This is a genomic window from Pseudomonas sp. CFBP 13727 (assembly GCF_014841915.1).
In the GTDB taxonomy this organism is placed as follows: domain Bacteria; phylum Pseudomonadota; class Gammaproteobacteria; order Pseudomonadales; family Pseudomonadaceae; genus Aquipseudomonas; species Aquipseudomonas baltica.
On record NZ_JACYUT010000003.1, the window covers coordinates 114,200 to 134,102 of the forward strand.

At 65.2% G+C, this 19,903-nt stretch carries 20 protein-coding genes; 12 read left to right on the forward strand and 8 right to left on the reverse strand.

Annotation, left to right across the window (positions count from 1 at the left end; genetic code table 11):
• Positions 1-97: 97 nt before the first annotated feature.
• Positions 98-454, forward strand: a complete 357-nt coding sequence (locus IFT76_RS11140; protein WP_185795435.1) for a hypothetical protein — start codon at positions 98-100, stop codon at positions 452-454.
• A gap of 28 nt (positions 455-482) precedes the next feature.
• Here the strand turns inward: IFT76_RS11140 and trxA are convergent, their stop codons facing one another.
• Together trxA and IFT76_RS11150 are read right to left on the reverse strand one after the other, a co-directional pair.
• Positions 483-1,355 (reverse strand): thioredoxin, encoded by an 873-nt coding sequence (gene trxA, locus IFT76_RS11145; protein WP_192058409.1) that lies wholly within the window; start codon positions 1,353-1,355, stop codon positions 483-485.
• A gap of 100 nt (positions 1,356-1,455) precedes the next feature.
• Positions 1,456-1,914 carry a YbaY family lipoprotein gene (locus IFT76_RS11150; RefSeq protein ID WP_192054895.1) on the reverse strand — a complete coding sequence of 153 codons (459 nt, stop codon included), beginning with the start codon at positions 1,912-1,914 and terminating at the stop codon, positions 1,456-1,458.
• Positions 1,915-2,021: 107 nt separating this feature from the next.
• Here IFT76_RS11150 and nrdR point away from each other — a divergent pair, with 107 nt between their 5' ends.
• From nrdR to ribA, 10 genes are all read left to right on the forward strand, one after another.
• Positions 2,022-2,486: a transcriptional regulator NrdR gene (nrdR, locus tag IFT76_RS11155; RefSeq protein WP_161804299.1), complete on the forward strand. Its 465-nt coding sequence runs from the start codon at positions 2,022-2,024 to the stop codon at positions 2,484-2,486.
• A 5-nt stretch (positions 2,487-2,491) separates the two neighbouring features.
• Complete coding sequence (gene ribD / locus IFT76_RS11160; protein WP_192058411.1) at positions 2,492-3,649, forward strand: bifunctional diaminohydroxyphosphoribosylaminopyrimidine deaminase/5-amino-6-(5-phosphoribosylamino)uracil reductase RibD; 1,158 nt, start codon at positions 2,492-2,494, stop codon at positions 3,647-3,649.
• Positions 3,650-3,694: 45 nt separating this feature from the next.
• Positions 3,695-4,357, forward strand: coding sequence for a riboflavin synthase (locus IFT76_RS11165; protein ID WP_122475606.1), 663 nt, complete (start codon positions 3,695-3,697; stop codon positions 4,355-4,357).
• 34 nt (positions 4,358-4,391) lie between these two features.
• Complete coding sequence (gene ribBA, locus IFT76_RS11170) at positions 4,392-5,483, forward strand: bifunctional 3,4-dihydroxy-2-butanone-4-phosphate synthase/GTP cyclohydrolase II (RefSeq protein ID WP_185795431.1); 1,092 nt, start codon at positions 4,392-4,394, stop codon at positions 5,481-5,483.
• A gap of 132 nt (positions 5,484-5,615) precedes the next feature.
• Positions 5,616-6,092: a 6,7-dimethyl-8-ribityllumazine synthase gene (ribH, locus tag IFT76_RS11175; RefSeq protein ID WP_122475602.1), complete on the forward strand. Its 477-nt coding sequence runs from the start codon at positions 5,616-5,618 to the stop codon at positions 6,090-6,092.
• Positions 6,089-6,589, forward strand: a complete 501-nt coding sequence (gene nusB / locus IFT76_RS11180) for a transcription antitermination factor NusB (RefSeq protein ID WP_122475600.1) — start codon at positions 6,089-6,091, stop codon at positions 6,587-6,589. Before ribH ends, nusB begins: the two co-directional genes overlap by 4 nt.
• A gap of 17 nt (positions 6,590-6,606) precedes the next feature.
• A complete protein-coding gene (gene thiL / locus IFT76_RS11185) occupies positions 6,607-7,572 on the forward strand; it encodes a thiamine-phosphate kinase (RefSeq protein WP_122475731.1) in 966 nt (321 codons plus the stop codon).
• The gene (locus tag IFT76_RS11190; RefSeq protein WP_049860803.1) at positions 7,569-8,078 is read left to right on the forward strand and encodes a phosphatidylglycerophosphatase A family protein; all 510 of its coding nucleotides are present in this window, start codon (positions 7,569-7,571) and stop codon (positions 8,076-8,078) included. The genes thiL and IFT76_RS11190 overlap by 4 nt, the downstream gene beginning before the upstream one ends.
• 34 nt (positions 8,079-8,112) lie before the next feature.
• Positions 8,113-8,859 (forward strand): substrate-binding periplasmic protein, encoded by a 747-nt coding sequence (locus tag IFT76_RS11195; protein WP_122475598.1) that lies wholly within the window; start codon positions 8,113-8,115, stop codon positions 8,857-8,859.
• 102 nt (positions 8,860-8,961) lie between these two features.
• Positions 8,962-9,603 (forward strand): GTP cyclohydrolase II, encoded by a 642-nt coding sequence (gene ribA, locus IFT76_RS11200; protein WP_122475596.1) that lies wholly within the window; start codon positions 8,962-8,964, stop codon positions 9,601-9,603.
• A 43-nt stretch (positions 9,604-9,646) separates the two neighbouring features.
• Here the strand turns inward: ribA and dxs are convergent, their stop codons facing one another.
• From dxs to IFT76_RS11230, 6 genes are all read right to left on the reverse strand, one after another.
• Positions 9,647-11,545, reverse strand: a complete 1,899-nt coding sequence (dxs, locus tag IFT76_RS11205) for a 1-deoxy-D-xylulose-5-phosphate synthase (protein WP_192058413.1) — start codon at positions 11,543-11,545, stop codon at positions 9,647-9,649.
• Between the two features lie 70 nt (positions 11,546-11,615).
• On the reverse strand, positions 11,616-12,503 hold the full coding sequence (ispA, locus tag IFT76_RS11210; RefSeq protein ID WP_192058415.1) for a (2E,6E)-farnesyl diphosphate synthase: 888 nt from the start codon (positions 12,501-12,503) through the stop codon (positions 11,616-11,618).
• Positions 12,500-12,742 carry an exodeoxyribonuclease VII small subunit gene (locus IFT76_RS11215; protein ID WP_090360636.1) on the reverse strand — a complete coding sequence of 81 codons (243 nt, stop codon included), beginning with the start codon at positions 12,740-12,742 and terminating at the stop codon, positions 12,500-12,502. The genes ispA and IFT76_RS11215 overlap by 4 nt, the downstream gene beginning before the upstream one ends.
• Positions 12,743-12,832: 90 nt before the next feature.
• A complete protein-coding gene (locus IFT76_RS11220; protein WP_192058417.1) occupies positions 12,833-13,858 on the reverse strand; it encodes an NAD(P)-dependent alcohol dehydrogenase in 1,026 nt (341 codons plus the stop codon).
• 8 nt (positions 13,859-13,866) lie between these two features.
• Entirely contained in the window at positions 13,867-17,952 is a 4,086-nt protein-coding gene (locus IFT76_RS11225; RefSeq protein ID WP_192058419.1) for an SDR family oxidoreductase, read from the reverse strand.
• A gap of 14 nt (positions 17,953-17,966) precedes the next feature.
• Positions 17,967-18,881, reverse strand: coding sequence for a DMT family transporter (locus IFT76_RS11230; RefSeq protein WP_192058421.1), 915 nt, complete (start codon positions 18,879-18,881; stop codon positions 17,967-17,969).
• 93 nt (positions 18,882-18,974) lie between these two features.
• Between IFT76_RS11230 and IFT76_RS11235 the strand changes: the two genes are divergently transcribed.
• Positions 18,975-19,901, forward strand: a complete 927-nt coding sequence (locus tag IFT76_RS11235) for a LysR substrate-binding domain-containing protein (RefSeq protein WP_163007393.1) — start codon at positions 18,975-18,977, stop codon at positions 19,899-19,901.
• Positions 19,902-19,903: the final 2 nt, after the last annotated feature.

Consider the following 19,903-nt stretch of genomic DNA (forward strand, 5'->3'; position numbering starts at 1 on the left):
TTCAGGCAATGCGTGCAGAGGGCTTGAAGTCGAAGCCGGGATTGCTTCACCCGCGAGGCGCTGCTACAACGAGGCCTCGTTATGGAAGGGCATCCGCATGATCAGAATCAAAGGCACCGTAGGCAACCTGCCGGTGGACCTGGCCATAGACATGGACGCTGAGGACTGGGCGCACCTGACCGGTCCCTTCGCGACAGCATCCGAAAACGCGACAACGGCGGCAACGCCGCCTGCGCAGAGCAAGGCCAGGGCCGAGGACAACGGCGTGTGGCGCAGCGTGCTGTTGCTGCTGGAACAGGCAGGAAGGATAGAGGGCCCGGCGTTGCTGGATCAGGTTCAGGGACTGGTGGGGGACGTGGCGGCTGGCAAGCGAATGCTGGTGCGCTTGCGCCATTGTCCGCAGGTGAAGGTAGAAGCCGGCGCGGATGCGCCGGTCTATTGCTGGGTAGGCTAGCCAAAAGCACGGCGTGCCCGGCAGTTCGTCAGTACAGCGCGGCGAACAGCTTGCGGCGGTAGCTGGTCACCAGCGGGTGATCGTTGCCGAGCAGTTCGAACACCTGCAGCAACGTCTTGTGCGGCAGCCCTTCGCTGTAACTGCGATTGCGCATGAACAGCTGTAGCAGTCCGTCCAGCGCTGCTTCGTAATGCTGCCGTGACAGCTGCTGGATGCACAGTTGGTACGCTGCTTCGTCGTCGCTAGGGTCACGGGCCAGGCGTGCCTTGAGGTCGGCTGCATCGGGCAAGGCCGCCGCCTGACGCAGGAAGGTCAGTTGCGCCTTGGCCCCGGCCAACGCAGCCTTGTGCTCGTCACCACTGACGGCATCGAGTACCTGTTGCGCTTCGTCCAGCTCGCCGCGCTCGGCCAGGCAGCGGGCGAACAGGATCAGCGCGCCAGGGTTGGCATTGTCTTCGGCCAGCAGCCCCTTCAAGGTCTGCTCGGCTTCGCCGAAGCGGCTCTCGCTGAACAGGGCCTGCGCCAGTTCCAGTGGGTCGGCGGCCGCCGGCGGTGGCATCTGCACATGGGGCTCGAGCAGGGCGCGGATGGCCGATTCCGGCTGCGCACCGGCGAAGCCGTCGACAGGCTGACCATCCTTGAACAACACCACGGTGGGCAGGCTGCGAATGCCGAAGCGGCCGACGATGTCGGGTTCGGCGTCGCAGTCGACCTTGGCCAGAATCAGCTCGCCTGCGTAGCCCTCGGCAATCTGTTGCAGCAAAGGCATCAGCACTTTGCAGGGGGCGCACCACTCGGCCCAGAAATCCACCAGCACGGGTTTGATGTAGGAGTTCTGGATGACGGCCTGATCGAAATCGGCTGTGGTCACGTCGAAGATATACGGGGTTTCTTGACTCATGTGAATCTCGCGGATCTGCGGTTCGGTGGACTATAAGGGATTCGAATCGGGCCCACCACCGCCGCTCGTTTGGCCGGATGGTGGGCGTTGCCCGAGCGTTTCAGGGGGCCTTGATCATTTCCAGGTTGCCCAGCAGCTGAGTGGCGGGCTGGTTGATCTGCACGGCAGGCAGGTGCAGGATCAACTGCCCCGACTGACTGGCGCGGGCGCGCAGCTCGACCCGCGAACCGGCCGGGAAGGCTTCGGCGGCAAAGCGCAGCTGGAAGGGCAGGGGTTGGCCGGTGCCCCGCTGCTTGGCGCTGGCCAGCAGTTTCTGCGGACGCGCCCGGGAATCGATCACCAGCAGGGCCATCTCGACTTCGGCGCCGGCGGGTACGCCGAGCAGGTTGCCGCTGAGCTGGCGCTGGTAGGCCGGCAACGGCCCCAGTTCCACGGGCGCCTTGATGACGGGCGCTGCCGTCGGCGGCGGGGTAGCGCTGGCCACGGGCTTGGGCGCATCGCTGCTGCAGGCGGCGAGCAGGCTGAAGAGAGCGAGCAGAACGAGCGACTTGGACGGCATTTCGAAACCCAACGAAAGTAGAGCCGTCTGTATACCGCAAAGCCCCGGGCTTGTCTTGCCAGTGGGATGCGCTACCATGGCCCTCCCTTTTTTTGTTGCCTGCCACCATGCACTGTCCCTTCTGCGGTGCCAACGACACCAAGGTCATCGACTCACGACTGGTCGCCGAGGGCGAGCAAGTACGCCGGCGCCGTGAGTGCCTGGCTTGCGGTGAGCGTTTCACCACCTTCGAAACCGCCGAACTGGTGCTCCCGCGACTGATCAAGCAAGACGGCAGCCGCCAGCCTTTCGACGAAGAAAAACTGCGCGCGGGCATGCAGCGAGCGCTGGAAAAACGCCCTGTCAGTGTCGAGCGCCTCGAGGCGGCGCTGGTGCACATCAAGCATCAGTTGCGCGCCACGGGCGAACGCGAGGTCAAGTCGCTGGTCGTCGGCGAGTGGGTCATGACCGAGCTGCAAAAGCTCGATGAAGTGGCCTACATCCGTTTTGCTTCGGTGTACCGGCGCTTCCAGGACCTGGACGAGTTTCGCGAGGAAATCGACCGCCTGGCGCGCGAGCCGGCCAAGGAATGATGAGCATGCCCGACCCGACGGCCAGTGATACCCGGCACATGGCCCGCGCGTTGGAGTTGGCGCGCAAAGGCGTGTATTCCACTCATCCCAACCCGCGCGTGGGTTGCGTGATCGTGCGTGACGGTGAAACGGTCGGCGAAGGTTGGCACGTCCAGGCCGGCGGCCCCCATGCCGAGGTGCACGCTCTGCGCCAGGCCGGCACCCGCGCGCGGGGCGCCACGGCCTATGTAACACTCGAGCCGTGCAGCCACTACGGGCGTACGCCGCCATGCGCCGAGGCGTTGGTCGAAGCCGGCGTGGCGCGGGTGGTGGTGGCCATGCAGGACCCCAATCCGCAGGTGGCCGGGCAGGGCCTGGAGCGCCTGCGACAAGCGGGCATCGCCGTTACGTGCCCGCTGCTTGCCGCCGAGGCCCGGGCGCTGAACCCCGGATTTCTCAAACGCATGGAACACGGCCAGCCCTACGTTCGGGTAAAACTGGCCATGAGTTTGGACGGGCGCACGGCCATGGCCAGCGGCGAGAGCCAGTGGATCACCGGGCCTGCCGCGCGTTCGGCAGTGCAGCGCCTGCGGGCGCAATCCAGCGCCGTACTGACCGGCGCCGACAGCGTGATTGCCGACGGTGCGCGGATGACCGTGCGCGCCTCCGAGTTGGGGCTGGATGCCGAGGATACCGAGCTGGCAACGCGCCGCGTGCCATTGCGCATTCTGATCGACGGCCGCCTGCGGGTGCCGCTGGATGCGCCGTTCTTCCAGGCCGGGCCGGCGCTGGTCGTGACCTGCGCAGACGCAACGGATCACCCCGAATACGTTCAGGCCGGTCACGAACTGCTGAGCCTGCCGGGCAGGGATGGGCGAGTCGATCTGCCGGCTCTGTGCGGCGAGTTGGCGCGCCGAGGCCTCAACGAAGTCCTGGTGGAAGCTGGAGCGAGCCTGGCAGGGGCCTTCGCCCGCCAAGGCCTGGTGGACGAGTATCAGATATTCATTGCCGCCAAGTTCATGGGCTCCACGGCGCGGCCGTTGCTCGACTGGCCACTGACGCACATGAGCGAATCGCCGCAGTTGCAGATCATCGACATGACGGCGGTGGGCGACGACTGGCGCGTGATCGCCGTCCCGACCCTTGCGCCACAGCCCGCTACGGCCCCGGCAAAGCGCGTATAATTTCCGGCTTGCGCCTCGCGCCAGCCTTGTTCTCGAGGAGGACTCATGTTCACCGGCATCATCGAATCCATCGGCAGCATCCGTGCGTTGACCCCCAAGGGCGGTGACGTGCGCGTACACGTTGACACCGGCAAGCTCGACCTGGGCGATGTCAAACTCGGCGACAGCATTGCCATCAATGGCGTCTGCCTCACGGCCGTCGAACTGCCGGGCAACGGCTTCGTCGCCGACGTCAGCCGCGAAACCCTGGACTGCACCGCTTTCCACCAGCTCAAGAACGGCAGCCGGGTCAACCTGGAAAAGGCCCTGACCCCCACCACGCGTCTGGGTGGGCACCTGGTCAGCGGCCATGTCGATGGCGTCGGCGAGGTGGTTTCACGCCAGGAAAACGCCCGCGCCGTGGAATTCCGTATCCGCGCGCCGAAAGAGTTGGCCAAGTACATCGCCCACAAGGGTTCGATCACCGTCGACGGCACCAGCCTGACGGTGAACGCCGTGGATGGCGCCGAGTTCGCACTGACGATCATTCCGCACACGCTGAGCGAAACCATCATGGACGACTACCGTCCAGGTCGCCTGGTCAACCTCGAGGTCGATCTGCTGGCGCGCTACCTGGAGCGTCTGCTGCTGGGCGACAAGGCCAGCGAGCCGAGCCAGGGCGCGATCAGCGAAAGCTTCCTGGCGGCCAATGGCTACCTGAAATCCTGAACAGCGCGCTGTTCTGAACACAAGGGGGTGCCGCGTGGCGCTCAACACGATCGAAGAGCTGGTGGAAGATATCCGCCAGGGCAAGATGGTCATCCTGATGGATGACGAAGACCGCGAAAACGAAGGCGACCTGATCATGGCCGCCGAATGCTGCAAGGCCGAGCACATCAACTTCATGGCCCGCCACGCGCGTGGCCTGATCTGCATGCCGATGACCCGCGAGCGCTGCGAGACGCTCAAGCTGCCGCTGATGGCGCCGCGCAACGGGTCGGGCTTCGGTACCAAGTTCACCGTGTCCATCGAAGCGGCCACCGGCGTGACCACCGGCATCTCCGCCGCCGACCGCGCCCGCACGGTGCAGGCCGCGGCTGCGGCCGATGCGCGCGCCGAGGACATCGTCAGCCCTGGGCACATCTTCCCGTTGATGGCCCAGGCGGGCGGCACGCTGGCCCGCGCGGGCCACACCGAGGCTGCGTGCGACCTGGCGCGGATGGCCGGCTTCGAGCCCAGCGGGGTGATCTGCGAGGTGATGAACGACGACGGCACCATGTCGCGCCGTGCCGAACTGGAAGTGTTCGCGGCCCAGCATGACATCAAGATCGGCACCATTGCCGATCTGATCCACTATCGGATGATCCATGAACGTACCGTTCAGCGGATTGCCGAGCAGCCGCTGGACAGCGAACTGGGCCAGTTCAACCTGGTGACCTATCGTGATTCGGTGGAAGGCGACGTGCACATGGCGCTGACCCTGGGCACAGTGGTGGCGGACCAGCCGACCCTGGTGCGGGTGCATAACATGGACCCGCTGCGCGACCTGTTGATGGTCAAGCAACCGGGCCGCTGGAGCCTGCGCGCGGCGATGAGCGCGGTTGCCGAGGCCGGCAGCGGTGTGGTGCTGTTGCTCGGCCACCAGCAGGACGGCGACGTACTGCTGGCGCACCTGCGTGAAAGTGCCGGGCAGGCCGTGGCAAAAACCCCGACCACCTACAGTATCGTCGGCGCCGGTTCGCAGATCCTGCGCGACCTGGGCGTGCGCAAGATGCGCCTGCTCAGCTCGCCAATGAAGTTCAATGCGATATCCGGATTCGATCTGGAAGTTGTAGAATACGTGCCCTCCGAATAAAGACAGGCTGCAAGGGTGGCGGCGGTGCCGATGCATCGGCCTGCCCGTGACCTGCAGTCTCGATGTTCGTGATCCATTATCCGCAGAGGCCGCCTGCAGGCGGCCTGGCTCTTTAAGATGAGACAGACCCGAATGACCCTGAAGACCATCGAAGGTAACTTCATCGCCCCCAAAGGCCGCTACGCCCTGGTGGTTGGCCGCTTCAACAGCTTCGTCGTCGAAAGCCTGGTGAGCGGCGCCGTCGATGCCCTGGTTCGCCACGGCGTCAGCGAAAGCGACATCACCCTGATTCGCGCCCCGGGTGCGTTCGAGATCCCGCTGGTCGCGCAGAAGGTTGCGCAGCAAAGCGAATACGCCGCGATCATCGCGCTGGGCGCGGTGATTCGAGGCGGCACGCCGCACTTCGAATACGTTGCCGGCGAATGCACCAAGGGTCTGTCCCAGGTGTCGATGGAGTTCGGTGTGCCGGTCGCCTTCGGCGTCCTGACCGTGGACACCATCGAGCAGGCCATCGAGCGCTCCGGCACCAAGGCTGGCAACAAGGGTGCGGAAGCTGCGCTTTCTGCCCTGGAAATGGTCAGCCTGCTGGCGCAGTTGGAGGCCAAGTGATCAACGACGAAAGCGATCGCTTCAATCCACGCGATCCCAAGCCTGCGGACGCCGGCAAGCCTTCACGCAGCGCCAAGCGCCGCGAGGCGCGTCAATTGGCAACCCAGGCCCTGTACCAATGGCACATGGCCAAGCATTCGCTGAACGAGATCGAAGCGCAGTTCCGCGTCGACAACGATTTCGGTGACGTCGACGGCGCCTATTTCCGCGAAATCCTGCACGGTGTGCCGGCCAGCCGCGATGAAATCGACAGCGCCCTGGCGCCGTGCCTGGACATCACCATCGACGAGCTCGATCCGGTCGAGTTGGCCGTGCTGCGCTTGTCCACCTGGGAACTGCTCAAGCGGGTCGACGTGCCTTACCGTGTGGTGATCAACGAAGGCATCGAGCTGGCCAAGGTGTTCGGTTCCACCGACGGCCACAAGTTCGTCAACGGCGTGCTCGACAAGCTGGCGCCGAGCTTGCGTGGCCCGGAAGTGGCAGCGCACAAGCGCTGATCGCGGACATGCAGCCCATGGGCGAATTCGAGCTGATCCGACACTATTTCGCCGCCGCGTCCTGTGCGCGGGCCGGCGATGGTGTGGCCTTGGGCATCGGCGACGATTGTGCCCTGCTGGCGCTGGCACCGGGCGAGCAGATGGCGGTTTCCACCGACACCCTGGTTGCCGGCGTGCATTTTCCCCAGGGTGCCGACCCCCTCCTGCTGGGCCAGCGCGCCCTGGCCGTCGCGGCCAGCGACCTGGCTGCCATGGGGGCCAGCCCTCTGGGATTCACCCTGGCCCTGACCCTGCCCAGCTTTTCGGCGCAGTGGCTGCAAGGGTTCGCCACCGGCCTGGATACCATGGCCGAGCGCTGCGGCCTGCGCCTGGTCGGGGGTGACACCACGCGTGGCCCGTTGAGCCTGACCCTGACTGTGTTCGGCCGTCTGCCCCATGGCTTGGCGCTGACGCGTAGCGGTGCCCGACCGGGTGATCTGCTGTGCGTCGGCGGCAGGCTGGGCGACGCTGCGGGCGCGCTGCCGCTGGTGCTTGGCCAGCGACATGCCGAGCCTGCGGTGGCCGGGCCTTTGCTGGCTCACTACTGGTCACCGCTGCCGCAATTCGCGCTGGGCCAGGCCTTGCGGGGCAGGGCCAGCGCGGCGCTGGATATCTCCGACGGCCTGTTGGCCGACTGTGGCCACATTGCCAGGGCGTCGAAAGTCGCCTTGCGGGTGGAACGCGAGCGACTGCCGGTGTCCAATGCCCTGCAGTCGCTGCTTGGCCTGGAACAGGCCTGGTCAGCGGCGCTGAGCGGGGGGGACGACTATGTACTGGCCTTCACCCTGCCTCCTGAAGAAGAAACCACCCTGCGCGCTCAGGGCGCGGTGTTTTTCGTCATCGGCCAAGCGAGTGTTGGCGAAGGCGTCACGCTGGTCGACCGTCACGGCCAGGACATCACCCCGACCATTCGGGGCTACCAACATTTTGCGGAGACACCGTGACAGACCATCCCAACCAGGTTCCAGCGGAGTTCGTGCCCCCTTCGGTGTGGCGTAATCCATGGCATTTCCTGGCCTTCGGTTTTGGCTCCGGAACCTTGCCCAAGGCGCCGGGCACCTGGGGATCGATGGTCGCCGTGCCGTTCATTCCGCTGTGGCAGATGTTGCCCGACTGGGGCTACTGGCTGATGCTGGGCGTAAGCATGCTGTTCGGCATCTGGCTGTGCGGCAAGGTCGCCGACGACCTGCGCGTGCATGACCACGAAGGCATCGTCTGGGACGAGATGGTCGGCATGTGGATCACCCTGTGGCTGGTGCCCGAAGGTTGGGTCTGGCTGTTGGTGGGGTTTCTGGTGTTCCGCTTCTTCGACATTCTCAAGCCATGGCCGATTCGCTGGATAGATCGCCACGTGCATGGCGGTGTGGGTATCATGTTCGATGATGTGCTGGCCGGGGTCTTTGCCTGGTTGGCCATGCAGCTGCTGGTGTGGGGCTGGAGCTTCGTGTGAATCGGCGTGCAGGCCGGCTTTGAGGGCGCAACGGATGGCTGGGTGGCGAGGGTTGCTGGGAGCGGCGATGCTGTTGGTGTGCTGGGCAGCCAGTGCAGAGGTATCGCTGCCGCCTGCGCGCATCGATCTGGTCAGCGAAGCCTGGGAAGACTACACCAACGCTGACGGCAGTGGCCTGGCCTGGGACGTGCTGCGCGAGGTCTTCCAGCCGGCAGGCATCGCCGTGGTCACACGCAGCGAGCCCTACATTCGGTCGGTCGGGCTGGTACAGCAGGGGCAGGCCGATGCCTGGGTCGGTTCTTACCAGAACGAGGCACATGCCCTGTACCCGCGCTGGCATTACGACACCGATCATATCTTCGCCTTGAGCCTGGCCGACAAGCCTCAGGTCGATTTCGCCAGCCTGGGCGGCTATCGACTGGCCTGGGTACGCGGCTACCAATTCCAGAAATACCTGCCTAACGTGCGAACCTACAATGAGGTCCAGCGCCGCACCGGCATCCTGTCCATGCTCGAACACGATCGTGCCGACTATTACGTCGACGCCCTGACCGAAATCGAAGTGATCCTGCGCCAGGCCGCCGAGCCCGAGCGTTTCAAACGCGTGCACGTGGCCGAGTTGCCGCTGTACCTGGGCTTCAGCGACAGTGCGCGTGGCCGGGCATTGCTTGCCGTCTACGATCAGCGCATGGAACAGTTGGTCAAGACCGGCCAGCTGCGCGGGATCTACCAGCGCTGGGGCCAACCCTATCCGTTCGACCCCGCGTTGCCAGCCCCTTGATCGAGCCGCGGCACAGGCGCGACGATCATCCACTGAGCAGGTGCGCAGAGCTGCTGTTACAATACTGCCCTTGTCAAGTTCATCAAGAATCAGGAGCACCCGGTGCCCGTCGTTTTTGTCGCTGCTTCTCAGCTTCCCACGCCTTTCGCTTTGTTCACCATGCATGGTTTTCTCGATGAGGCCACGGGCCGCGAGCATGTCGTGCTCAGCCTGGGCGATGTGGCTGACGGCGCGCCCGTACTGGGGCGCCTGCATTCGGAATGTCTGACCGGGGACGCGCTGTTCAGCCAGCGCTGCGACTGCGGCTCGCAACTCGAGGCCGCATTGCAGGCCATTGCCCGGGAAGGGCGCGGCGTCTTGCTGTACCTGCGCCAGGAAGGCCGGGGTATTGGCTTGCTGAACAAGATCCGTGCCTATGAATTGCAGGACGGCGGTGCCGATACGGTCGAGGCCAACGAGCGCCTGGGCTTCGCTGCCGACCAGCGCGACTACGGCATGTGCGAACCGATGCTCGAGCACTTGGGGGTCAAGGCCTTGCGCTTGATGACCAACAATCCGCGCAAGGTCAAGGCGTTGACCGACATGGGCATCAGCGTGGCCGAGCGGGTACCGCTGCACACCGGGCACAACCCACACAACAAATACTACCTGGCCACCAAGGCCGGCAAGCTTGGCCATATGATGGGCAGCGAGCATCAGGGGGAAGTGGTCGGCACGATCCGCAAGGGTAGTGAAGGGGTGTAGCGCGCTGCAGGGCTGACGGTGTGAGCCCTGCAGCGAAGTGACGTCAGCGTTGCAGCAGGCGCTGGCGCAGGGTAATGGCCGCTTCGATACCCACCGCATCCAGGCCACATTCGGCCAGCATCTGCGCAGGCTTCGCGTGTTCAACATAGGCATCCGGCAAGCCGAGGTGCAACACGGGCTTGAGCACGCCTTCGCGGGCCAGGAATTCACTGACCGCTGAACCTGCGCCACCCATGATGGCATTCTCTTCGAGCGTGACCAGCAGATCGTGGCTGTCGGCCAGCTCACGGACCAGTTGCTCGTCGAGCGGCTTGACGAAGCGCATGTCGGCAACGGTGGCGTCGAGCTTTTGCGCCACTGTCAGCGCCTCGGTCAGCTGCACACCGAACACCAGAATGGCGATGCCACGACCCTTGCGACGCACCACGCCCTTGCCAATCTCGATGCTGTCCAGGCCGGCGCCGATCACTGCGCCCGGGCCATTGCCGCGTGGATAGCGTACGGCCGCCGGCCCCGGGTAGTGGTGGCCGGTGCTGAGCATCAGGCGCAGCTCGTTTTCGTCGCTGGGCGTCATCACCAGCATGCCGGGGATACAGCGCAGGTACGACAGGTCGTAGCTGCCGGCATGGGTCGGACCGTCTTCGCCGACCAGGCCTGCCCGGTCGATCGCGAACAGGACGTCGAGGTTCTGCACCGCCACGTCGTGGATCAGTTGATCGTAGCCGCGCTGCAGGAATGTCGAATAAATCGCCACCACCGGCTTGGCGCCTTCGCAGGCCATGCCGGCCGCCAGGGTCACCGCATGCTGTTCGGCAATGGCGACGTCGAAGTAACGCTCGGGGAAGCGTTCGCTGAAAGCGACCAGGTCCGAGCCTTCCTTCATGGCCGGGGTAATCCCGACCAGACGTTGGTCGGCTTCCGCCATGTCGCACAGCCACTGCCCGAACACGCCCGAGTACTTCGGCCCGCTGGCCTTGGCTGGAGCCACGACCGGAGCGTCGAGCGGGTCGAGCTTGGTGATGGCGTGGTAGCCGATCGGGTCGACCTCGGCCGGGGCGAAGCCCTTGCCCTTCTTGGTGACGACGTGCAGGAACTGCGGCCCCTTGAGGTCGCGCATGTTGCGCAGGGTGGCCACCAGGGTTGGCAGGTCATGGCCGTCGATCGGCCCGATGTAGTTCCAGCCCAGTTCTTCGAACAGGGTGCCGGGAACCAGCATGCCCTTGGCGTACTCCTCGGTGCGGCGAGCGATTTCCCAGGCACCGGGCAGGCGCGATAGCACCTTCTTGCTGCCCTCGCGCATGCTGGTGTAGGTACGGCTGGAGAGAATCTTGGCCAGGTAATTGGACAACCCACCGACGTTGCGCGAAATCGACATGTCGTTGTCGTTGAGGATCACCAGCATGTCGGCATTGACTTCAGGCGCATGGTTCAGCGCTTCGAAGGCCATGCCTGCGGTCAGCGCGCCATCGCCGATCACGGCAATGGCCTTGCGCCCGCTGTTCTGCAGGCGCGCGCCGATGGCCATGCCCAATGCGGCACTGATGGACGTGCTGGAGTGGCCGACGCCGAAGGTGTCGTATTCGCTTTCGCTGCGCCGCGGAAAGGCGGCGATGCCGTCCTTCTGGCGCAGGCTGGCCATGCGCTCGCGGCGGCCGGTGAGGATCTTGTGAGGGTAGGCCTGGTGGCCGACGTCCCACACCAGACGATCGTCGGGCGTGTCGAAAACGTAGTGCAGGGCGATGGTCAGCTCTATGACGCCCAGGCCGGCACCGAAATGCCCGCCGGTCTGGCCGACCGTATAGAGCAGCTCCTGGCGCAGTTCGTCTGCCAGTGTTTCGAGCTCGGCTTCGCCCAGACGGCGCAGGCCGGCAGGAGTGTCAGCACGGTCGAGCAGAGGCGTCGCCGGGCGTTCGCGGGGGATCTCTTGAAACGTCGTGGGCATCAGGCGAATCGTTATGAGTTCTAGGAATGGATCAGTTTACCTGATGCGGCGTCGGGTGCGCACGCGCTCGTCAGTTGCGTCGCGCCACAATGTAGCGCGCCAGTTCGCGCAACGGCTCGGCAGCGGCGTCGAACGGACGCAATGCATGCAACGCCTGATCGCGCAGATCCAGCGCGTACGCCTTGGCCGCATCGAGCCCGAGCAGCGCCGGGTAGGTCGGTTTGTTCAAGGCGATATCGGCACCCTGGCGCTTGCCCAGGGTGGCGGTATCGCTTTCGACGTCGAGGATGTCGTCCTGCACCTGGAAAGCCAACCCAACCGCTTGCGCATAAGTCTGCAGGCACTCGAGCTGCGACGGGTGTGCCCGCGCGCTGGCCAGCGCGCCGAGGCGTACGCTCGCCTCGATCAGGGCGCCGGTCTTGTGCCGGTGCATGAATTCGAGCGCCTGCTGGTTCAACTGCAGGCCCACCGAGCCCAGGTCGATGGCCTGGCCACCGACCATTCCCGCCGGGCCAGCAGCCTGGGCCAGCACCTGGACCATGCTCAGTCGTATGGCATCGCTTTGCGGGCTCAGGGTTGGGTCGAGCAGCGCGGTGAAGGCCAGGCTTTGCAGGCCATCACCGGCCAGGATCGCGCAGGCTTCGTCGAACGCCTTGTGCGTGGTGGGCTGGCCACGGCGCAGGTCGTCGTCGTCCATGGCCGGAAGGTCGTCGTGCACCAGCGAGTAGGCGTGGATCAGCTCCACCGCACAGGCGGCGCCATTGGCTTGGGTAGCATCGGCGCCCAATGCCTCGCAGGCGGCGTAGGCGAGCAGCGGACGAACCCGCTTGCCGCCGTTCATGACGCTGTAGCGCATGGCCTGGTACAACCGGGTCAGCTCGGCCGAGGGCGGCACGAACAGGTCTTGCAGGGCGCCGTCCACGCGCTGTTGGCAGAGAGCCTGGTAGGCGGCGATCATTCAGGCTGTTCCGTATCGAAGGGCTCTTCGGTGAGCTCGCCGTCCTTTTCCAGCAGGACCTGCACTTTCTGCTCGGCCTGGGCCAGCGCGCTCTGGCAGTCACGGGTAAGGCGGATGCCGTTCTCGAAAGCGCTCAGCGAGTCTTCCAGCGACAGCTCGCCGTTCTCCAGGCGTTCGACCAGCGTCTGCAGGTCGGCCAGGGATTGTTCGAAATCCAGGGATGCTTTTTTGCGGGCCATGGCAGCGGTCTCGGCGAGAAGGATTGAAACCGGGCGACGTTAGCAGACGGGCGGCTGCGGGGCAAATGGAGCGCCGCGCCCAAGCCGCGCTTAAAGAGCCTGGACCGGCTCTTCGCCGACCTGCATCACCGCTCGATAGTGGACTCGTCCTTTGCGCAATTGCCGTATGGCGTGGTTGACATCTTCCAGCGGCCACGACTGCACCCAGGGCCGCACTTGGCGCGCCGCCGCGAAAGCCAGGGTGTCTCGGATATCCTGACGCCCACCGACGTTGGCGGTGGTGATGCTCAGGGTCTTGTACATCATGGACGCGATATCGAACGTCACCGGCGGTGGCATGCCGGCAAAACACAGCACGCCGAAGGGGCGGAGCATGTCGACGATGGTTGACCAGTCGCACGCGACCGCGCTGGTCACCAGAATGTAGTCCAGGGCATTGCGGACCTGATTGCACTCCACCGGTTTGCTCAGGTCGATGAAACGGTTGGCGCCCAGGGTCAGGGCATCGCGCTGCTTGTGCGGGCTGCTCGAGAGGGCGGTGACCCGGCAGCCGCGCTTGGCTGCGAACTGGATGGCAAGATGGCCCAGGCCACCGATGCCGACGATGCCGACGGCCATGCCGGGCCAGGTGGCGCGCTTGAGCGCCGTGTGCACTGTCACGCCGGCGCACAGCAGGGGCGCGGCGTGTTCGCTGCTCAGCTCGTCGGGGATGGGGAACACGAAACGGCTGTCGCAGTACAGGTAGTCGGCCAGCCCGCCGTGCTCTCCGTGGGTGCAGGTAGCGATCAGGCAGGGGCAGTGCTGCTCCTCGCCACGCAGGCAGAATTCACAGGCCAGGCAGGCGCTGCGGTACCAGCCCACGCCGACGCGTTGTCCCAGGCGCACCCCGGCTACTTTGTCACCCACGGCGCTGACGCGGCCGACCACTTCGTGCCCGCACACCTGAGGGAAGACACTGGCCTCGCCCCAGTGCCCATCTATCAGGTGCAGATCGCTGCTGCACAAACCGCAATGAGTGACCTGGATCTCCACCTCCATCGGCTTCAGGGGTGGGCTGTGGTAGCTGAGCGTCTTCAGTTCACGCTGGCGTTGTGCTGCCGCCCAGGCGGTGACCATTCGCCCATTCATCGACAGGCCTGCCCGATGTAATGCAGCAGTTGTCGAGTCAGTCGGGCGGCCCATTGCGGGCTGAGGCGAATCGGAGAAGTGGCGGGAAACTCGAAATCATTGTGCGGCGCTGCGGCGGCCAGGTCGTCGAGAATCATCGGCAGGATCAGGCGGGTCTTGGCAATGATCGGGTGCTGACGCTGGTCGTTGTCCAGGCGCAGCCGCCAGCGCGCCAGGGGCAGCGGTGCGAAACTGCCCGGTGCGAGGTTGTCGGCCACCCAGCCGCAAAGGGTTCGCCAGGACAGCGCGCCGTGTGGGTGGCACAGGTTCGAGGCCCGACCCAGTTTGCTGGCGGGTGCCTGGATGGCCAGGCTTGCCATGATCTGTGCGGCAACGTCGACCGGCGTCAGATTGACGCCCCCTTCCAGGTCGGCCGGCCAGCACCCCAGCAACAGGCAGGCGCCCAGCAGCAGGCACACGTAGTCGTTGTCATTGATCGTACTGTGCTCGACTTCGAGCGGCGCGGCCAGGTCGCCACAGCGGGCGATGATGACCGGCAGGCCATGTTCGCGTGCAGCGTTCAGTGCCAAGGCTTCGGCCACATGCTTGCTTTCCTCGTAGCCTGTACGCGCGCTGCCGCCTGCGGCCAGGGTCGACACCATGATCAGCGGCATCGCACCGTTGAGGGCCAGTTGGACGATCTGGGCGGTGCCTTCGACATTGCCCCGCACCAGGTTGGCGTAAGGCTTGACCCAGTTGACTTCGGCCCCGGCGTGAACCACGCAGTCGACGGTCTGCGTGAGGCTCTGGTAGGCAGCGGGCGACAGCCCCAGGTGCGCAGCCGCCAGGTCGCCGCATTCCATCTGCAACTTGCCGAGCCAGTCCAGGGGCACGCCGGGCGGTACCAGGCCATGACGCTGCAGGTTGCCCAGGCAGCGCCGACGCGCGTCACTCAGGTTCTGGGCGCGCACCAGGCAAATGACCTGCTCGACCTCGGGCTGGCGGGCCAGGGCGGCGAGCAGGAAGGCGCCGAAAAAGCCCGTGGCGCCGGTCAGCAGGATGCGCTTGCCCGGTTTGGTCCGATAGGCGTGAAGAATGTCTTCCCCGCGCTGCGGTCCGGGGATGAATGCGTAGCGCGCCGCCTCCACGGCGACTTCGCGCAGGATCGCTGCGGCGGGCAGCCCGGCCCGAGTGCGGTCGACGGCCAGTGCCATGCCTTGCAGGCGGGTGTCTTCGAGCAGCGCGGCCAGGGAAAGCTGCACGTCGAAGCTGTGGTTGAGTTCGAGCAGCAATTCGCTCAGTTGCAGGCTACCGCCGCGGTCGAAGAAATCATCGTCCGGGTGCAATGCGGGGATATCGTTGCCCAACACGGCCTGCCACACCGTGGAAACCTGGGCCTGGGTGGCGGTCAGCGAAACCTCATCCTCGGGCAGTGGCACGGCCTGGCTCGAGTGCGCGTCGCTCAGCGGCTCACGCTTCTGATTGTGACCGGCACCCAGGCTGGCCACGGCATAGTAGGCGCTGGGCACGGCGAAGAACGGCAGGTGCAGGCTGGCCCAGGCGCGCAGGGCCGTGGCCGTGGGCAGATGCTCCGGGCTTGCGGGGACGATGTAGGCCAGCAACTGGCGTGCGGCGCCCTCATGCCTGCTGCCGATGTAGCTCTGCACCACCAGCGGGTGGCTGTTCAAGACCTGCTCGACGTGTTCCGGATGCACCTTGTAGCCACGTATCTTGAGGTGGGCACTGTCGCGCCCGAGCAACCGCAGGCGGCCGTTGCCCAGCCAGACCACACGGTCCCCGGTGTCGAACAGCCCGCCGTTGGGTAGCGGCACGCCGCTGGGCTGGCCGAGGTAGCCGCGCAACAGCCCCGGCGTGCGCAGGTGCAGGTGGCCCGCAGCGCCGCGGGGCACGGTCTGGCCTTGCCGGTCGAGCACGCGTGCCTCCACGCCCTTGATCAACTGCAAGGTGCCGTCTTCGTGCTTGAGCGCAACGTCGCCGGCTTCGTTGGAACCGTACAGGTCGATCAGGCAACAGTCGGGCAGCAGCGCCTGCACCCGTGAGCGCAGGGCCGCCGACAGGTGCTCGCCGCTGCTCCAGAGTACCCGCAGCCCGGTACAGCAGGCCACGAAGCGAATCTCTTCGCGGACCAACCCCTGCAACAACGAGGGGGTGATCATGATCTGCTGCAAGTGGTTGTCGGCGATGAAGTGCATCAGGCGCAGCGGATCCAGCACCACCTCATCGGCAATGACCACCGTGGTGCATCGGCTGAGCAGCGGGTAATACAGGTAGCCGGTGAGCCAGGCATTCAGGCCTATGCGCTGCCCCGGTTGCAGGTAGCTCTGCCACAGGCTCAGGGAGTCGAGCATGGCCGGCGCTGGCATCAGTGCCACCTTGGCCGGGCCGCTGGTGCCCGAGGTCAACAGACCGTAGGCGATCGACGAACGCGTGCGCGCCCACTGCGGGCAATCGGCAGGCGCCTGGCGGGCAAACTGGCTCTCCAGCACATGGGGTTGTGCAGCCGGTAGCTGCCGTGCGCTGTCGGTGTCGCACAGCACCAGGCACTCGCCCAGACGCTCCAGCAACTGCCGGCAATGGTCGGCGCTGTACCAGGCAGGTACCTCGAGATACGGGCGGCCGGCCAGGGCGCAGGCCGTCATGGCAACGGCGGTGTGAATGTTCTTGCGCTTGAACAGCACCGCCCATGCATCGGGCGCCAGGCGGGCTTGCAGAACGTTGGCCAACTGCTGGGCGCGGTCGTGCAACTGCTGCAGGGTCAGGCTGTCGCGTCCATCGCTGACGGCAATGTGATCCGGGTCGGCAGCCACGACGGCGCTGAACGTGGCCAGCCAATCGGCAACGGCTTCTGTGCCTTGGTTGTAATGGTTGAACGTGGCCCAGTCATCGAGGCTGCGCTCGCGCAAGCGCTGCAGGTGCAGCGTGCAGGCTTGGGGCGCGGGCAATGGCGAAGGCCCGGTCCGGCCCTGGGCATCGAGCAGATGGAAGCCGGTTTCGGTCAGCAGGCCGATCACGCACGCCTGCGCCGCCAGCCGGTCGAGCAACTGCTGCTGACCGGCAGCGCCTGCTTCGCTGCAGGCGAGCAGCAATGGCTGGCCGACCAGATCATGCTGCTCTGGCAGTTTCCCTGCGTCCGTGGACATGAGTGCCAACGTGTCGAGGGCGTGGCAGTTCACTTCGGGGAACTGGGCAATGCTCCAGAGCAGATGGCTGAGATCTTCCTCGCCACGGTGCAACAGGACGATATCCAGCTGCGCCGACGGCGCGCGATGCAGGCTGCGCAGCAGGCCCGCTGGACTGCCCGGCCGATGTCGACCAGCCAGCAGGGCGAAGAAGCGCCAGGTGGGTTGCGCACCGACTGCGCATTCGTCGACCACCGCAGGGTAGGGCTGGTCGGGATGGTGCACTGCGGCGAAACCGGTCGAGCGCTGTGCCTCTTCGTGCCAGCCCTTGAAAAACTGCCAGGCGGGCACTTCTCGCGCTTGCCATTGCAGCATGGCCGCGTTGAAGGGTATGCCCATGAAGTCGCACAGGGTGCTCAAGCCGCCCGGGCCGTCTTGCATCAAGTCGTGATCGCTTTCCAGGGCCAGCAGACTCTGGGCCGGGCACGCCCGCTGCACGCGCCAATACAGCGCCAGCAGCTCCTCGAACCCTGACTCGTCGGGATCGAACCAGGTATTTTCGCCCTGCGTGCCGACGCGATACAGCGAGCGCATGACCGCCAGTGGCTCGCGCACCAGGAAGACGTGCTTGAACTGCTGCAGCCAGCCATCGTCGATCTGGGCGAAGTCGCAGAACCAGGCGATTTCCTTGCTCAGCAACACCGACTTGCCCGCAGGCAGCGGGCCGTGGGCGAGTGCCTCCAGGGTCTGGCCGTAGGTCGGGACAGGCTCCCGGTTGCCGGTCTTGCGGCGAGTGTCGAGCACGCTGCGGTACTTGTGGGGCCAGTGCTGCATCAGGAAGGGTTCACTCAGCCGCTCGTGCAGCACGTGCACGGCGGGGTGTTCCATCACGCAGCGTTCGAGTGCGGTAGAGCGGCTTCTGGACACAGCCCAGATGATCACTCGCAGCGGTCGCATCAACATGTCCAGCTCCTTGGTCAACTGCGCATTACCCAGACCCCGGATGCGGCAATCAGGCCCATGCCCAGGGCCATGCCTGCATCGGGGACTTCCTTGAAAAGGACAAAACCCCAGAACATCGCGAACAGCAGATAACTGTAATCGAAGGCGCCCACCACCGCGCTCGGACCGATCTGATAGGCCCTCGCCACGCCGGCGCTCATCAGCACCATGAGGACCGCGAGCACGCCCATCAATAACCACTGCACAGGCCCCAGAACCACCCAGTGCAGAGCCAAAAAGTCGCTGGGCAGTGGCGGATGGGGCGAACTGAACAGTTGGTGGCCCAGCAGCATCGTCGCGCCGACCAGGCACAGGCACAGGTTCAGGTTGAGCGCCAGTGCCAGCGCCGAGTGATCGCCGCAGCGGGCGCGGGTCAGTACGGCGGCCACGGCATAGAGCAGGGCGGCCAGTACCGGCAGCAGGGTCATGCTGGAAAAGTCCGCAGCCGTCGGGCGCAGAATGATCAGCACACCGACGAAACCCAGGGCGATGGCCAGCCAGCGGCTGGGGCTCACCTTTTCGCGCAGCACCAGCGCCGACAGCAGCGCAATGAACAGCGGCGCGGTGTAGAGCGCCAGAGCGGCCAGGCTCAGGCTCATGTGCGGCAGCGCCGCGTAGAAGGCGATCCACATCAGGGTCAAGGCGGTGCTGCGCATGAGTATCCAGCGATCGCAGGCCAGGTTGCGCCACACGCTGGCACTTCGCGAAGCGCCCAGCCACAGCAGCAGCAGGACAATGGCGATCGAAGAACGCACCACGTACAGCTGCCATACCGTGAAGTCGGCGCTGCCCAGCTTGATCAGCGCATCGGAAGCAGACACCAGGAACACCGACGCGATGATCAGTGCCACGCTCGAGCGTGTGTCGTGGAGGTGCGGTCGCTGTTCCATGCGGTGAACCCCCGGCGGTCAGTCTTTGCATGATGCGTCAAAAGATGACATCGTTTGAAACGACCATTTCGCAGGACAGGGCAACTTCAGGTTATGGAAAACCTCCGGCGCAAACTGCCGCCTTTATCAAGTCTGATTCCCTTCGAAGCTGCTGCCCGGCTGCAGAGTTTTTCTCGCGCAGCAGAGGAACTGCACCTCACCCAAACGGCGATCAGCCGACAGATTCGCTCCCTCGAAGAGAACCTGGGCGTGCAGTTGTTCGATCGAAAAAGCCGCGGGGTTTTTCTCACCGAGGCGGGCGAAAGCTTTCGCCAGACGGTTGCAGCCGCCTTGTTCGATATCGCTCGGCAAACCGAAAAGCTGCGTCAGCAGCAGTCGTCGACCGGCACCGTGGTGCTGTCGTCGCAGTTGGTGGAAGCGTTCTACCTGTTCATGCCGGCGCTGGCCGGCTTTCATCAGAAACATCCGCACATCGAGCTCAAGCTGCATTCCACGCTGGCGGCCATAGGCGAGGAGCGCGAGCGTTTCGACGTGGCGGTGCAGACCATGGGCCGGGCCAGTGCCGATCACGTGCTGCTGTTCAGCGCGCCCGATGAAGTGTTCCCGGTCTGCAGCCCCGACTACTTCAAGAGCATCGCCCCGTGGCTGAGCCTGGACAATCTGCCCAAGTGCCGACTGTTGCATTACGAACCCCGTGCGCAGGACTTCGTGATCTGGGATCAATGGCTGGAAAGCGTCGGTGCATCGTTTCGCGTTGGCAGCCAAGGCATGGGCTTCAACAGTTTCCCGGTCATGATGCAGGCAGCCCTGGAAGGTCACGGTGTGGCCTTGGGCTGGGGAATGACCACGCGCCAGATGCTGGCCGACGGCAGGCTGGTGCGCCTGTTCGACAAGCAGTGGTCCATGGGCGATGCGTTGGGAGTCTACAAGTGGCATGCCAACCCGCTGTCGCCGGCAGCCCGACTGCTGGTGCAATGGCTGCAGGAGCTGTTGCTCGATCCTCGGCCCGTATTGGCCTGATC